General features: G+C 62.7%; 18 protein-coding genes. 11 read left to right on the top strand and 7 right to left on the bottom strand.

Annotation, left to right across the window (positions count from 1 at the left end; genetic code table 11):
- Positions 1-35 precede the first annotated feature (35 nt).
- Both ACEW8Q_RS00295 and ACEW8Q_RS00290 read right to left on the bottom strand, forming a co-directional pair.
- Complete coding sequence (locus ACEW8Q_RS00295; protein WP_373502052.1) at positions 36-551, bottom strand: TIGR00645 family protein; 516 nt, start codon at positions 549-551, stop codon at positions 36-38.
- A 66-nt stretch (positions 552-617) separates the two neighbouring features.
- Positions 618-1,625, bottom strand: a complete 1,008-nt coding sequence (locus ACEW8Q_RS00290; protein WP_373502051.1) for a TerC family protein — start codon at positions 1,623-1,625, stop codon at positions 618-620.
- 163 nt (positions 1,626-1,788) lie between these two features.
- On the opposite strand from ACEW8Q_RS00290, the gene ACEW8Q_RS00285 reads away from it, so the two are divergent.
- The 9 genes from ACEW8Q_RS00285 (at position 1,789) to ACEW8Q_RS00245 (ending at position 9,138) form a co-directional block, all read left to right on the top strand.
- Complete coding sequence (locus tag ACEW8Q_RS00285) at positions 1,789-2,826, top strand: proline racemase family protein (RefSeq protein ID WP_373502050.1); 1,038 nt, start codon at positions 1,789-1,791, stop codon at positions 2,824-2,826.
- The gene (locus ACEW8Q_RS00280) at positions 2,823-3,734 is read left to right on the top strand and encodes an SMP-30/gluconolactonase/LRE family protein (protein ID WP_373502049.1); all 912 of its coding nucleotides are present in this window, start codon (positions 2,823-2,825) and stop codon (positions 3,732-3,734) included. Before ACEW8Q_RS00285 ends, ACEW8Q_RS00280 begins: the two co-directional genes overlap by 4 nt.
- Positions 3,735-3,784: 50 nt before the next feature.
- Positions 3,785-4,783, top strand: coding sequence for an AraD1 family protein (gene araD1 / locus ACEW8Q_RS00275; RefSeq protein ID WP_373502048.1), 999 nt, complete (start codon positions 3,785-3,787; stop codon positions 4,781-4,783).
- Positions 4,784-4,868: 85 nt separating this feature from the next.
- Entirely contained in the window at positions 4,869-5,807 is a 939-nt protein-coding gene (locus tag ACEW8Q_RS00270) for a hypothetical protein (RefSeq protein WP_373502047.1), read from the top strand.
- Between the two features lie 48 nt (positions 5,808-5,855).
- A complete protein-coding gene (locus ACEW8Q_RS00265) occupies positions 5,856-6,749 on the top strand; it encodes a 2-dehydro-3-deoxygalactonokinase (RefSeq protein ID WP_373502046.1) in 894 nt (297 codons plus the stop codon).
- Positions 6,749-7,378 carry a 2-dehydro-3-deoxy-6-phosphogalactonate aldolase gene (locus tag ACEW8Q_RS00260; protein ID WP_373502045.1) on the top strand — a complete coding sequence of 210 codons (630 nt, stop codon included), beginning with the start codon at positions 6,749-6,751 and terminating at the stop codon, positions 7,376-7,378. Before ACEW8Q_RS00265 ends, ACEW8Q_RS00260 begins: the two co-directional genes overlap by 1 nt.
- 1 nt (position 7,379) lies before the next feature.
- A complete protein-coding gene (locus tag ACEW8Q_RS00255; RefSeq protein WP_373502044.1) occupies positions 7,380-8,120 on the top strand; it encodes an SDR family oxidoreductase in 741 nt (246 codons plus the stop codon).
- A gap of 122 nt (positions 8,121-8,242) precedes the next feature.
- Positions 8,243-8,608 (top strand): ArsR/SmtB family transcription factor, encoded by a 366-nt coding sequence (locus tag ACEW8Q_RS00250; protein ID WP_373502043.1) that lies wholly within the window; start codon positions 8,243-8,245, stop codon positions 8,606-8,608.
- Positions 8,605-9,138 (top strand): SRPBCC family protein, encoded by a 534-nt coding sequence (locus tag ACEW8Q_RS00245; protein WP_373502042.1) that lies wholly within the window; start codon positions 8,605-8,607, stop codon positions 9,136-9,138. The genes ACEW8Q_RS00250 and ACEW8Q_RS00245 overlap by 4 nt, the downstream gene beginning before the upstream one ends.
- 59 nt (positions 9,139-9,197) lie before the next feature.
- On the opposite strand, the gene ACEW8Q_RS00240 is transcribed toward ACEW8Q_RS00245, so the two are convergent.
- The 4 genes from ACEW8Q_RS00240 to ACEW8Q_RS00225 are packed head-to-tail and all read right to left on the bottom strand — an operon-like array spanning position 9,198 to position 11,528.
- Positions 9,198-9,641 (bottom strand): DUF1178 family protein, encoded by a 444-nt coding sequence (locus tag ACEW8Q_RS00240; RefSeq protein ID WP_373502041.1) that lies wholly within the window; start codon positions 9,639-9,641, stop codon positions 9,198-9,200.
- Positions 9,638-10,489, bottom strand: a complete 852-nt coding sequence (locus ACEW8Q_RS00235) for a carbon-nitrogen hydrolase family protein (protein WP_373502040.1) — start codon at positions 10,487-10,489, stop codon at positions 9,638-9,640. Before ACEW8Q_RS00235 ends, ACEW8Q_RS00240 begins: the two co-directional genes overlap by 4 nt.
- A 3-nt stretch (positions 10,490-10,492) precedes the next feature.
- On the bottom strand, positions 10,493-10,759 hold the full coding sequence (grxC, locus tag ACEW8Q_RS00230) for a glutaredoxin 3 (protein ID WP_373502039.1): 267 nt from the start codon (positions 10,757-10,759) through the stop codon (positions 10,493-10,495).
- Between the two features lie 7 nt (positions 10,760-10,766).
- Positions 10,767-11,528, bottom strand: coding sequence for a ComF family protein (locus ACEW8Q_RS00225; RefSeq protein ID WP_373502038.1), 762 nt, complete (start codon positions 11,526-11,528; stop codon positions 10,767-10,769).
- A 97-nt stretch (positions 11,529-11,625) separates the two neighbouring features.
- Between ACEW8Q_RS00225 and ACEW8Q_RS00220 the strand changes: the two genes are divergently transcribed.
- Both ACEW8Q_RS00220 and ACEW8Q_RS00215 read left to right on the top strand, forming a co-directional pair.
- Entirely contained in the window at positions 11,626-12,450 is an 825-nt protein-coding gene (locus ACEW8Q_RS00220) for an inositol monophosphatase (protein WP_373502037.1), read from the top strand.
- On the top strand, positions 12,450-13,289 hold the full coding sequence (locus tag ACEW8Q_RS00215; protein ID WP_373502036.1) for a methyltransferase domain-containing protein: 840 nt from the start codon (positions 12,450-12,452) through the stop codon (positions 13,287-13,289). Before ACEW8Q_RS00220 ends, ACEW8Q_RS00215 begins: the two co-directional genes overlap by 1 nt.
- Here ACEW8Q_RS00215 and mutT read toward each other — a convergent pair whose 3' ends face one another.
- A complete protein-coding gene (gene mutT, locus ACEW8Q_RS00210) occupies positions 13,290-13,688 on the bottom strand; it encodes an 8-oxo-dGTP diphosphatase MutT (protein ID WP_373502035.1) in 399 nt (132 codons plus the stop codon).
- Positions 13,689-13,693: the final 5 nt, after the last annotated feature.

Here is a 13,693-nt window from a genome sequence, read left to right as displayed (position 1 = left end):
CGTAATATCGCTGCAGTTCTTAGGGGCTTGACGGGCTACTCGCCCTTGTCCTTCTTGGTGCCCGCCATCACCCGATCGATATAGGCCAGAACCAGCGCCGAGACCACGAAGGTCAGGTGCATGATGGTGAACCACATCAGCTTGCCATCGGAGTACTGCTGGGCGTTGAGGAACACCTGCAGCAGGTGGATCGACGAGATTGCCACGATGGTGGATGCGACCTTGATCTTGAGCGAGCCGGCATCGACCTTGCCGAGCCAGGAGATTTCCTGGCCATCCGCATTGTCGAAACGGCTGACGAAGTTCTCGTAACCGGAGATGATCACCATCACCACAAGGCTGGCGACTAGGGCCGCATCGATCAGCGACAGCATCTTCAGGATCGTGTCGGTTTCTGCAAGGGTGAAGAGCTTGATGGAGAAATCAAGAAGCTTGCCGCCGAAAGACACCGCATAGAGCATGAGGGCAAGGGCAAGGCCGAGGTAGAAGACCACCAGCAGCCAGCGCGAGGCAAGAATGATGCCCTCGATGAAATGTTCGAGCTTCTTCATGAGAAAGGGACCCGCCGTTAGACGGGTCCCCTGATAGCGCATCCGCAATTCAAGGCAAGAGGGTGATCAGGACACTGCCTTGGGGCCGGGTGCCGGCTCCGGCATGTCGTTGCGGGTTTTCCACAGTGACCACAGGATGCCGGAGGCGAGCACACTGATGGTGACGGCCAGCGAGATCGTGGTATCGATCTTGATGCCCATGGGCACAAGGAATATCTTGATGCCGACCAGCACGAGGATCGTCGCCAGCGAGAACTGGAGATACTTGAACCGGTGCATCGCCGCAGCCAGCGCGAAGTAAAGCGCGCGGAGCCCAAGGATCGCGAAGATGTTCGAGGTATAGACGATGAACGGGTCCTGAGTGACGGCGAAGATCGCCGGAACAGAGTCGACCGCGAAGACCAGGTCCACGAACTCGACGATGATCAGCGCCACGAAGAGCGGCGTGATGAAGGTGGCGAGCTTGCCCGTCTTGGGGTCGATCTGCTTCACGGTGAACTTCTCGCCATGCAGCGTCTCGGTGACGCGGAAATTCTTCTTGATGAGGCGCAGCATCCAGTTGTCGTCGACCGACGGCTTCTCATGCGACGTCTTGAACATCTTGAGGCCGGTGAACACCAGGAAGGCGCCGAACACGAACAGGATCCACGAGAAGGACATGACCAGCGCAGCGCCGAGGCCGATGAGGATGGCGCGGAACACGATGACGCCCAGGATGCCCCAGAACAGCACCCGGTGCTGGTAGATGCGGGGAATGCCCAGAAACGCGAAGACCGTGGCGATGACGAAGATATTGTCCATAGCCAGCGACTGCTCGATCAGGTAGCCGGTGAAGAACTCAAGGCCCGACTGGGCGCCGCGCGCGTACCAGACCCAGGCGCCGAAGGCGAAGGCGATCGCCATGTAGCCGGCATAGAGGATGAAGCTTTCCTTCGCCTCGATCTCCTTCTGCCCCTTGTGCAGGAAGCCGAGGTCGAGGACGAGGAGGCCAATGACGATCGAGATGAAGATGAACCAGAAATAGGCGGGAGTGCCGAGAAAATCGGAAAATAGTACTGCCTGGATGAATTCCATTGCCGGACCCTTGTTGTCAGTTGAAGACTTGCAGCTCCGACATCGCGAGGTATGACCTCACCAGAGGGGCCCGGCGCCACTCTGGCGAAGTAAGGCGAATTGCGGCGAATTCAAGTGACCGCCAGATGACAAATCCGTAAGAAACTGGCGAGCGAGGGATGAAATGCGAAGCTTGAAGTCCGTGCAGATCGTCGGCTGCCAGGCCGAGGGGGAAGTGGGCGACGTGATCGTAGGCGGCGTGGCCCCGCCGCCGGGCGCCACACTGTGGGAGCAATCGCGCTTCATCGCATCTGACGGAAAGCTCCGGTCCTTCGTGCTGAACGAGCCGCGCGGCGGCGTCTTCCGCCATGTGAACCTGCTGGTCCCCCCTAAAAATCCCTCCGCCCAGATGGGCTTCATCATCATGGAGCCCGAGGACACCCCGCCGATGTCGGGCTCGAACTGCATCTGTGTGGCGACCGTGCTGCTCGACACCGGCATCATTCCCATGACGGAACCCGTGACGCACATGGTGCTTGAGGCGCCCGCCGGGCTGGTCGAGGTGGTGGCCCAGTGCAGCGGCGGCAAGGCGCAGTCGATCACACTGAAGAATGTCCCCGCCTTCGCCGACCGCATCGGCGTGCCACTCGACGTCGAAGGGCTGGGCACCATCATGGTCGACACAGCCTTCGGCGGCGACAGCTTCGTGATGGCGGATGCAGCATCGCTCGGCTTTGCGGTCACACCCGATGAAGCCCGCGACATCGCCGTCATGGGCCGCAAGATCGTCAAGGCCGGGAACGAACAGCTGGGCTTCACCCATCCGGAGCTTCCCGGCTGGACTCACTTTTCCTTCGCATTTCTCACCGGACCTCTTGAAACGGTGGATGGCGCGCTGTCGAGCCGCAATGCCTGCGTCGTGAAGCCGGGCAAGATCGACCGCTCGCCCACCGGCACCGGCTGCTCGGCGCTGATGGCGGTGCTCCACGCCAAGGGAATGCTCAGCCAGGGCCAGCGCTACATCGGCCGGTCCATCATCGAAAGCCGCTTCATCGGCGAGATCGTGGGCCTGACGACCGTCGGCAACCACGCCGCCGTCATCCCCACCATCACCGGCCGCGCCTGGATCACCGGGCAGTCGACCTTGATGCTTGACCCCGCCGACCCGTGGCCCGATGGCTACAAGATCTCCGATACTTGGCCGATGGATGTGAAAGAATGAACGTGACCGAAATCCCCGTCACCTGCCTTGTCGATTCGCGCGACAAGCTTGGCGAAGGCTGCTTCTGGGATGCCGATGCGCAGTGCCTGTGGTGGCTCGATGCCATCGTTCCCTCCGCCATCCACCGTCTGCATGTGGCAAGCGGTGCCTATCGCAGATGGCAGTTCGACGAGATGGTCACCGCCATGGCCAAGCGCACGGATGGCACGCTGGTTGTCGGCTCCTTCAAGGGTGTCAACTTTTTCAACCCCGAGACTGGCGCCCTCACGCCATGGACCCGCCTCGACTCGGACAAGCCTTTCAATCGCGGCAATGACGGCGCCTGCGATGCAAGGGGCCGTTTGTGGTTCGGCACTATGATGAACAATGTCGGAACCTACGGCGCCGACATGCCCATCACCGCCTCGACCGGAACGCTCTACCGCATCGATGTTGACGGAACCGCGACTGCCATGGAGCAGAACATCGGCGTCTCCAACGGCCCCTGCTGGTCGCCCGACAACAAGACCTTCTATTTCACCGACTCGATGGCGCAGATCATCTGGGCCTATGACTTCGACCTCGACGCCGGCACGATATCCAATCGCCGCGTGTTGAACGGCACGAAGGACTACGGCTACCCGGACGGCGCCACGGTAGATAGGGATGGATTCATCTGGAGCGCCCGTTGGGAAGGCTCCTGCGTGCTGCGGATCGACCCCAAGGGCCGCATCGACCGCATCATCCCCATGCCCGCGAAGCGCGTCACCAATGTCTGCTTCGGGGGATCGAAGCTCGACACACTTTATGTCACGACCTCGCGGCTGCATGTGCCGGAGGACCACCTCCGCCGCCATTCGCTGCAGGGTGGGTTGTTCTGCTTCGATCCGGGCGTCTCAGGCTTTGAAAAACACGCTTTCGCCGGCTGAGCGAAAGCGCTAATTGTCATACAAATAACAGTTCAATGGGAGATGCCGGCATGAACCTCGTCCAGATCGTCGATTCCAAGGGCAAGCGCCGTGTCGGCCTTGTCGGTGGCGGCAGCATCGTGCTGCTGAAGAAGGTGGCAACCACCCTCGACCTTGCCCGGATGGCGCTGAAGGAGGGCAAGAAGCTCGCGGCCATGGCCTCTTCGCTCGCCACGTCCTCAACCGAGGACTACGCGCAGGCGCTGAAGGAAAGGCGCGTCCTCACCCCCGTCGACCACCCGGACCCGGCCCATTGCATCATTACCGGAACCGGCCTCACGCATCTGGGCTCGGCCTCGGCGCGTGACGGCATGCACAAGAAGCTCTCGGGCGCCGCGGAAGAACTCACCGACAGCCTCAAGATGTTCAAGATGGGCCTCGAGGGCGGCAAGCCGAAGGCCAAGGGCGAGGCGGGCGTGCAGCCTGAATGGTTCTACAAGGGCGATGGCTCATGGCTTGTGGGGCCGGGCCAGCCGCTTCCCAAGCCCTCCTTCGCGCTCGATGGCGGCGAGGAGCCGGAACTTGCTGGTCTCTACATGATCGATGACAAGGGCAAGCCAGTGCGCCTTGGCTTTGCGCTCGGCAATGAATATTCGGACCATGTCACGGAGCGCCAGAACTATCTCTACCTTGCGCACTCAAAGCTCCGTCATTCCTCGATCGGGCCTGAGATGGTGATGGGAAAGATCCCCGGCTCCATCGAAGGCATGAGCCGCATCCTGCGCGGCGGCAAGGTGATCTGGGAAAAGCCCTTCCTGACGGGCGAGGCAAACATGAGCCACACGCTCGCCAATCTCGAATACCACCACTTCAAGTATGACGGCTTCCGCCGTCCGGGCGACCTGCACATCCACTATTTCGGCACAGCCACACTTTCGATTGCCGATGGCGTCAACACCGAGGATGGCGATGTGTTCGAGATCGTGGCGGACCCGTTCGGAGCACCGTTGCGCAATCCGCTGAAGGCCATGAAGCCCGGCTTCAAGCCGGAAGGTGTCAAGGCGCTCTGAGCGCGGGCTTAACGGGATATTCAGCCGACTGCGCTAATCTCCGGGTTTCCGTGGGAACTCCGGAGGACCGATTATGCCTGCTGCCATGCCCGAATCCTTGTCGAAGATCGCCGCCGCCGGCCGCATCGGCCCGGAGGACGTAATGGCAATCCGGCGTGCTATCTATCATCCGGACGGCCATGTCGGGGCGGACGAGGCCGAATGGCTCTTCGCGCTCGATACCGCCGTCCGCGAACGCGACCGCAGCTGGGAGGTGCTTTTCGTCGAGGCGCTGACCGACTACACCGTTCACCAGATGCAGCCCGATGGCTATGTGAGCGAGGCGAATGCCCAATGGCTGATGGCGCGCATCGGCCATGACGGCCATGTCGAAACCCGCAGCGAACTTGAACTTCTCGTCAACATACTCGAGGAGGCGACGTCCTGCCCGAACAGCCTCGCCAGCTTCGCCCTTGGGGAAATCAAGGCCTCGGTCCTGAGCGAGGTCCGCGTCTCCGCCGCCAACGCGGTGCTGCTGCGCCGGGCGCTCTATGCCATGGGTGGACAGCAGAACATCGCGATCACGCGCGCCGAGGCCGAAGTCCTGTTCGACATTCACGATGCCGTAGCAAATGCTGCCAATGATCCCGCGTGGGACGACCTCTTCGTCAAGGCCATCGCCAATCACATGATGTTTGCTTCGGGCTATCAGGTACCGGCCCGCGAGGAAGCGCTCCGCCGCGACGCATGGCTGGACGACGCGAACACGAATGTCGGCGGCTTCTTCGCCCGCATGGCCTCAGGCCTCAGCGATGTCTTCAGGCTCTATTCCGCCCCCGGAGCCCAATCGGCACAGGACCGTTCGCGCCACATTGACGAGGCCATCGCGGAGCGAGTCACCGAGGACGAGGCCCGCTGGCTTGCGGCACGCATTCTGAAGAACGGTGTGGTCGACGGGCCGGAAGCAGCGCTCCTCGCCTTCATCCGTGCGGAATCGCCCGAGATTCATCCCGCCCTGAAGGCCGCCCTGGACAAGGCGGCCTGAGCCCACTTCACCCGTGCAATCGCCGTGGCCCCGCGCTATTGAAGGGCCATGACGACCGCATTCATAGCCCTTGACTGGGGAACGACCTCCTTCCGCGCCTACAAGGTGGGAGTGGATGGCGTGGTGCGTGACACGATCTCGGCGCCCCACGGTATTCTCTCGGTCACCGATGGCGATTTCGAATCGGCGCTGGAAAGCCACATCGGAGCGTGGGAGACCTCGCTCCCCGTGATGGCGGCCGGCATGATCACCTCGCGCCAGGGCTGGATCGAACTTCCCTACCTCCCCTGCCCGGCCTCGGCCGCCGATCTGGCCAAGGCGCTGCATCGCCACGAGACGAAGTCTGGCCGGAACATCGCCTTTGCGACGGGCCTCAGCTACCGCGCGCCCAATGGCATGCCTGACGTGATGCGGAGCGAGGAGGTTCAGGTCTTCGGCTCGCTCGATCTGGGCATCAACCACTTCGTGACGCCCGGCACACATTCCAAATGGATCACGACGAAAGGCGACCAGCTTGTCCGCTATTCGACCTATGTCACGGGCGAGGTCTATGCGGCGCTGAAGAACCACACCATCCTGGGCCGTCTCATGAAGGACGGTCCCGACGACGAGGAAGCCTTCGCCATGGGTGTGAGGGCAGCACTCGAAGACCCGGCGGGATTCCTTCATCGCATCTTCTCGGCCCGCTCCCTGGGGCTGTTTGGCGAACTGGCCCCTGAAGCCATCGCGTCCTATCTGTCGGGACAGGTCATCGGAACGGAAGTGGCCCATGCCATCCGAGACAATCCGAAGAATGCCGAATATGCCGTGCTAGCCTCTCCGGGCATCGGCGGCCGCTACGTGAAGGCGATCGAGATTGCCGGGCTGAAGGTCCGCTACGGCGATCCGCAAGCCATCGTGAAGGGACTGGCCATCATCGCAAGACAGGCGGGGATCATCTGATGAAGTTCGAAGACGCGGCAGATGAATGCGGCATCGTCGCCATCCTGCGCGGCGTGAAGCCTTCCGAAGTGTTGGACATCGGCAACGCTCTTCATGCGGCGGGAATCCGTGTGGTGGAGGTGCCGCTCAATTCGCCCGATCCCTTCGTCTCGATCGCCGCACTCGCCGACCATTTCAAGGGCCGCATGGTGGTTGGCGCCGGCACGGTGCTCGACGTTGCGAGCGTCGACAACCTCAAGGCGGCCGGCGGCGAGATATCGGTCTCGCCCGACTGCAACGGGCAAGTCATCGCACGCGCGGTGGAGCTTGGCATGGTGCCGCTTCCCGGCGTCTTCACGCCGACAGAGGCTTTCACAGCCGTTCGCGCCGGTGCAACGCATCTCAAGCTATTCCCGGCGGAAGCTGCCAGCCCCGCTACAGTAAAGGCCTGGAAGGCCGTCCTGCCGAAGCATGTGAAAGTTTATGCGGTGGGCGGCGTGACACCTTCGAACATGAAATCATGGGCCGATGCAGGCTGCGCAGGCTTCGGCATCGGGTCGAACATTTACAAACCGGGCGCAAGTCCCGATGATGTGGCAAAAGCCGCGGCGGAATTCGTTGCGGCATGGAATGGATTGAAGGGGAGATAGCATGAAGGTCGCGGTCGTAACGGGTGCCGGTTCGGGAATCGGCAAGGCAGTGGCGCAAGCCTTCGGGCGCGAGGGTTATGCCGTCGTGCTGGCAGGCCGCCGCGCCGACCTCTTGAACGACGTGGCAAAGCTGATTGGCCCCAATGCGCTTCCCGTGCCGACGGATGTGGCGGACGCCAATTCGGTGAAAGCGCTGTTTGCCGCCGCGAAGGAAAAATTCGGCCGCGTCGATGTCGTCTTCAACAACGCTGGCACCGGCGCTCCGGGCACCATCATGCTCGAGGATATCTCGATCGAGATGTGGCAGAACGTCGTGAGCGTGAACCTGTCGGGCGTGTTCTACTGCATGCAGGAAGCCTTCCGCGTGATGAAGGACCAGAACCCGCGCGGCGGCCGCATCATCAACAACGGTTCGATCTCGGCCCACGCCCCGCGTCCCAACTCGGCACCCTATACCTCGACCAAGCACGCGGTGACGGGCCTCACCAAGTCGGGTTCGCTCGATGGCCGGAAGTACGACATCGCCGTATGCCAGATCGACATCGGCAATGCCGGCACCGACATGACGGAAAAGATGAAGACCGGCATGCCGCAGGCCAATGGCACGATGGCGCCGGAACCGACCATGGATGTCGAGAACGTCGCCCGCACGGTCATCTACATGGCGTCGCTGCCGCTCGAGGCCAATGCGCAGTTCGTAACCGTGATGGCGACGAAGATGCCCTACGTCGGGCGGGGCTGACCGGAAGACATCTCACTGCGGCGATTCTGACCGGCCGGGCCCCGAAAGCCCGGCCGAATCTTTTCACAGATATATTCAACCAATCGGTTGACAATCAGTCGGAGTCGGATACGTTCAACTGTATGGTTGAATATCAGACACAACAGCTCGACACCGTCTTCCACGCCCTGGGCGATGGCACCCGCCGCCGCATGCTGCGCGAGCTTTCGCAAGGCGAACGCACCGTCGGACAGCTGGCGGAACCGTTTGCAATCTCGCTGGCCGCTGCCTCCAAGCACATCAAGGCGCTGGAACATGCGGGCCTCATCCGCCGCGAGGTGAGGGGGCGCACCCATGTCTGCCGCCTCGAACCCGGCCCTCTCGCCAGCGCCCATGACTGGCTGACCTTCTACGAACGCTTTTGGACCGGACGGCTGGATGCCCTCGAACGGCTCCTCAGCGAGGAAGATTCGAAACCCGCCCCCAAACCCAAAGGAGACAGGACATGAACGACATTGCCATGGAACAGGGCTACGGCGTGCTGACGGAACCGGCCACTGTGAAGATCGAGCGGCTGCTGCCCGGCCCCGCCGAGCGCATCTGGTCTTATCTCACCGACAGCGAGCTGCGCCGCAAATGGCTGGCCTCCGGCCTCATGGAGGCAAAGCTGGGCTCAAGCGTCGAGCTCGTCTGGCACAACGATGACCTCACCGATCCGCCCGGCAAGCGCCCGCCCAACTTCCCGGCCGATCACCGCATGGAGGTGACAATCACGGCATGCGAGCCCAACCGCAAGCTCGCCATCTCCTGGGGCCGCAGTGGCGGCGTCACCTTCGAGCTTGAGCCGAGAGGCAAGGACGTGCTGCTCACGGTGATCCACAGCCGCCTGCCGGACCGGGAATCGCTCCTGAACGTCAGCGCTGGCTGGCACGCGCATCTCGACATTCTGGTGGATGTGCTGACCGGAGCCAAGTCCGGCCCGTTTTGGGATGACTGGGCGGCCTTGAAGGAAAGCTACGAGGCCCGCATCCCGGGCTGATGACCGCACCCAGCATGGCCGGGCCCGTCCCGGCCATGCGCTGATCCGGTGAGCTGGTATCAGTTCCCGTCTTCCGGCAATCGCGGCAACGCATGAACGGCGATGCCTTCCTCGATCAGGGCCTTCGCCTCGTCAGGCGAGGCTTCGCCATAGATGCCGCGGTGCTCAGCCTCTTCGTAATGGATCTTGCGGGCTTCCTCGGCGAACTTGTCGCCGACATAGTCGGCGTTCTCCTCCACCGTCTTTCGCATCTCACGCACCATCTGCATCATCATGGCAAGGCGCGGATCGACCGGGCCGGCAACCATCTTCTGCGGCCCGCTGTCCTTCGCGTTCGACTTCATGGGGATGCCCGGAGACATCAACTGCTTCTCGACCCTCGCCGATCCGCACACCGCGCAGGACACAAGTCCTTGCGCGGCTTGCGCGTCATAGGCGGCGCTGTCGCGGAACCAGCCGTCGAAGCAGTGGCCCTTGTCGCATATGAGGTCATAGTGGATCATCTAACAGACGTAGCAACGCCAGCGGGTGGATTCAAGATTTCCAGATCGAAGCTGCAGTCATGTGTCAGCACCGGGATGCGCCGCCGCGCATGATGGACTGTGGAGAGGTCGAGGTCCGCCACCACCACCTGCGGCTCTGTTCCCGCCTCTGCAAGCACCTCGCCCCAGGGTGAGGCGATGAGCGAATGGCCAAAGGTCTGGCGCCCCGACTCATGCGTTCCGCCTTGCGCGGCGGCGAGAACGAAGCCGCCCGTCTCGATGGCCCGCGCCCGCAGCAGCACCTCCCAATGGGCCTGGCCCGTTGGAACGGTGAAGGCCGATGGCACTGTAAAGAGGGTGGCGCCAGCCTGCGCGAGCGAGCGATATAGCTTCGGAAACCGCATGTCGTAGCAAATGGTAAGGCCCAGCTTGCCGAAAGGCGTGTCCGCCAGCACGGCAGCATGGCCCCCTTCATAAGCATGCGACTCGCGCAAGGTCTCGCCAGTCGGAAGGTTTACGTCGAACAGGTGAATCTTGTCGTACCGGGCGGCAACCGTGCCATCGGGCCGGAACAGGAGCGAGCGGTTCAGCAGCTTCTCTCCCGGCCCCTTGAGGGCCAGCGAGCCGATGTTGAGCCACAGACCAAGCTCCGCCGCCAGCTCCGAAAAAGCCTGGACACTCGCATCTTCGTCTTCCGTCCTCGCAAGCGACTTCAAGCGAGGACGGTCGGGTTCAAGGATATTGGTCATCTCCGGCGTGGAAACGAAATCGGCGCCGTCGGCTTTCGCAGCACGAATCATCGTCGCTGCATCAGCGATGTTTCGGGCCATGTCGCGGCCCGAACGCATCTGTATGAGAGCGGCGCGCAAGCCTCAGGCCGGTTGAAGCAGCGTGTCGAGTTCGCCGCGACGGTCAAGCTCGTGAATGTCGTCGGAGCCGCCAACGTGCCTGTCGCCGATGAAGATCTGCGGCACGGTGCGTCGGCCACTGGCCCGCAGCATCATCTGCTGGCGGCGCGTGTGGTCCTGCACATCGATTTCATCATAGGCAACGCCCTTCCTCTTCAGCAGCGCCTTGGCTGCGTGGCAGTAGGGACAATAGGGCGTGGTGTAGATCGTGACTTTCGGAGCTGAGTTCATGGTGATTTCAAATATGTAGCTTCGCAGGCGCCGGGACAAGTGCGAAACTGAGCAGACTGACCGACCGGGCACCGGCAGCCTTCAGCACCACGGCACACGCCTCCGCCGTGGCCCCCGTGGTCCGCACATCGTCCACCAGCAACACGGACTTGCCCGCAATCGAGACGGTGCTCGCTTCCGATATCAGGAAAGCACCCTTCACATTTTTCCGCCGCTCGGCGTGGTCGAGCCCGACCTGGCTGCGGGTCCGCCGCCCGCGCATGAGAAAGCCTGGCTCCCACGCTTTGCCCGAGAGGCGCGAGAGTTGCTGGGCCAGATAGGCCGACTGGTTGAAGCGCCGCCGCCACAGGCGCCAGCGGAAGAGCGGTACCGGAAGGATGACATCGGCATCGCGCAGTATCTGGCGTCCAGCCCGCGCCATCATCCGCGCCATCAGCTTTCCCGCCTCCTGCCGGTCCTGGTATTTCAAGGCATGGACAAGCCCGCGCGAGGCCTCGTCAAAGATCACGGCGGCGCGCGACCTGTCCCACACCGGTAGATCGGCAATTGCGGCAGCGCTCAGCGTGCCTGGGCCCTGCTCATAGGCAAAGGGCGTTCCCAGCATGTCGCAGACCGGTTCGTCGATGTGCTGGAGCTTTCCCCAGCACGGCACGCAGAGGCTGGCAGGTTCGCCCACCGGTACGCCGCAGCCGAGGCATTGGCTGGGTGTCACCAGATCGACGAAACCCCGCCAGGCGAGTTGCGGCAGGCGTGTCAAAGGCAGTTCCATGACGCAACGGTAGCACAGTTGCCGGAAGGAGGTGGAATCGTGGATTCGGGAAGCGAATTCGTTTAACAGCGGCGCCGAACACCTGACTGGAGCCCAAATGTCCTTCACCCGTGCCGATCTCGACCGCTTGTCGTCCATCATGGCAGAAGCCGCCGAAACCGAAATCATGCCGCGTTTCCGCGGACTGGAACTGGGTGGCATCCGCGAGAAGACCGGCGCGCTCGACCTCGTGACGGACGCTGACGAACAGGCCGAATGGCGCATCCGCGATGCCTGCAGGGACGCCTTCCCGCACGCCCTCTTCGTGGGCGAGGAATCGGTCGCGCGCGATCCGTCTCTGCTCGCGAAGATCAAGGATGCCGATTTGTGCATCATTGTCGATCCGGTGGATGGCACGTCCAATTTTGCCTGGGGCCTGCCGCTGTTCGGCGTCATGGCGGGCGTCGTCTCGAAGGGGCAGACGGTCGCGGGCCTCATTCTCGATCCCGTGGGCCGCGACTGGCACAAGGGCCTGAAGGGCTATGGCGCCTGGGCCGAGAGCGCAGCGGGCAAGACGCGCGACCTTGCCGTTGCAAAGCCCGACAAGCTCTCCGAAATGACGGGCCTCTCCTCCTGGTACCTGATGCCGGAACCGCAGCGCTCGAAGACGGTGGCAAGCCTCGCCAAGACCAAGGCTTGCTTCAACTATCGCTGTGCGGCTTATGAGTATCGCCTGATTTCCGAAGGCCTCGTTCATTTCTCGCTGCACTACAAGCTGATGCCGTGGGATCATGCAGCGGGTGTCCTCATCCATGCCGAGGCCGGTGGCTTTTCCGCGCTGCTCGATGGCACGTCCTATGACGCGACAAAGCATGAAGGCGGCATCGTCTCGGCTCCCGACCGCGAGACCTATGACCTGATCCTGCGCGAGCTGGTGGGCTGATGACGGACGGCGCGCCGCTGTTCGACCGTCGCCTGTTGGCCGAGCGGGCAAGGCGCAAGCGCAAGCCCGAAGCCAATATAATGACCACCACGATTGCGGAGGAGCTTGCCGAACGGCTGGGCTTCGTCAATCGCAGTTTCGAAAACGCCTGCCTCATCGCTTCGGAGCCGGAGGCAATCGCGGCGCGGCTGAAACAAGCGGGGCAGGTTAAGAACGTCGAATGCCGCACGCCTTCAACGAGTGACGATCTGGCGCTCCCGCCTGAACGCTATGACGCCCTGTTCAGCATCCTTGACCTGCAAGCCTTCAACGATGTTCCGGGCGCGTTGATCCAGATGCGCCGCGCCCTGAAGCCCGATGGCTTGCTGCTCGCCTGCCTCTTCGCGGGCGACACACTGGCCGAGCTCCGCCAGTCATGGCTTGCGGCTGAAACCGTGGTGGCGGGCGGTGTCTCGCCGCGCGTGGCTCCCATGGTCGGCATGCGCGAACTGGGGGGCCTGTTGCAGCGCGCGGGCCTTGCATTGCCCGTGGCCGATCTCGACCGCACCATCGTGCGCTATGCCGATGCCATCGGATTGATCCACGAGATCCGCGAGCTGGGATTGTCCAACAACCTGCACGGCCGCTCGCGCAAGCCCGTCACGCGCGGGCTGCTTGGTGCCGCCGTCAACACCTATCAGAACAATTTCGCCGATGCCGATGGCCGAATCCGTGCCACCGTCGAAGTCGCCTGGCTCACCGGCTGGGCGCCGCATGAAAGCCAGCAGCAGCCCCTGAAGCCCGGCAGCGCCAAGGCAAGGCTGGCGGATGCGCTGAAGGTGGACGAGAAGAAGCTCTGATCAGAGCAACTCGACGAGATGCGGAATCAAGGGAACATCCGCCGGCGGCATCGGGTAGTCGCGGAGCTTCAACGGCTTGATCCATGCCAGCGCCTGCCCCTCGGCCCCGATCACCTGCCCCTTCCAGCGGCGGCAGACATAAAGCGGCATGAGCAGGTGAAAGTCCGGATAGGCATGGCTCGCGAAGGTGAGCGGTGCGAGGCATGACTCGGCAACGTCGATTGCCAGTTCTTCCTTCAGTTCACGGATCAATGCGGTCTCCGGCCGCTCGCCGGCCTCGACCTTGCCGCCCGGAAACTCCCACAAGCCGCCCAGCTGCTTGTCCATCGGCCGCTGCGACAGAAGCACGCGCCCATCGGAATCGATGAGCGCCACGGCAGCCACCAAAACGATCTTCATGCGAT

Origin of the sequence: Aestuariivirga sp., from assembly GCF_041738905.1 — a bacterium.
Taxonomy (GTDB): domain Bacteria; phylum Pseudomonadota; class Alphaproteobacteria; order Rhizobiales; family Aestuariivirgaceae; genus Aestuariivirga.
Note: the sequence above shows the minus strand (reverse complement) of the source record. Positions and strands in the feature narration are given on the sequence as shown.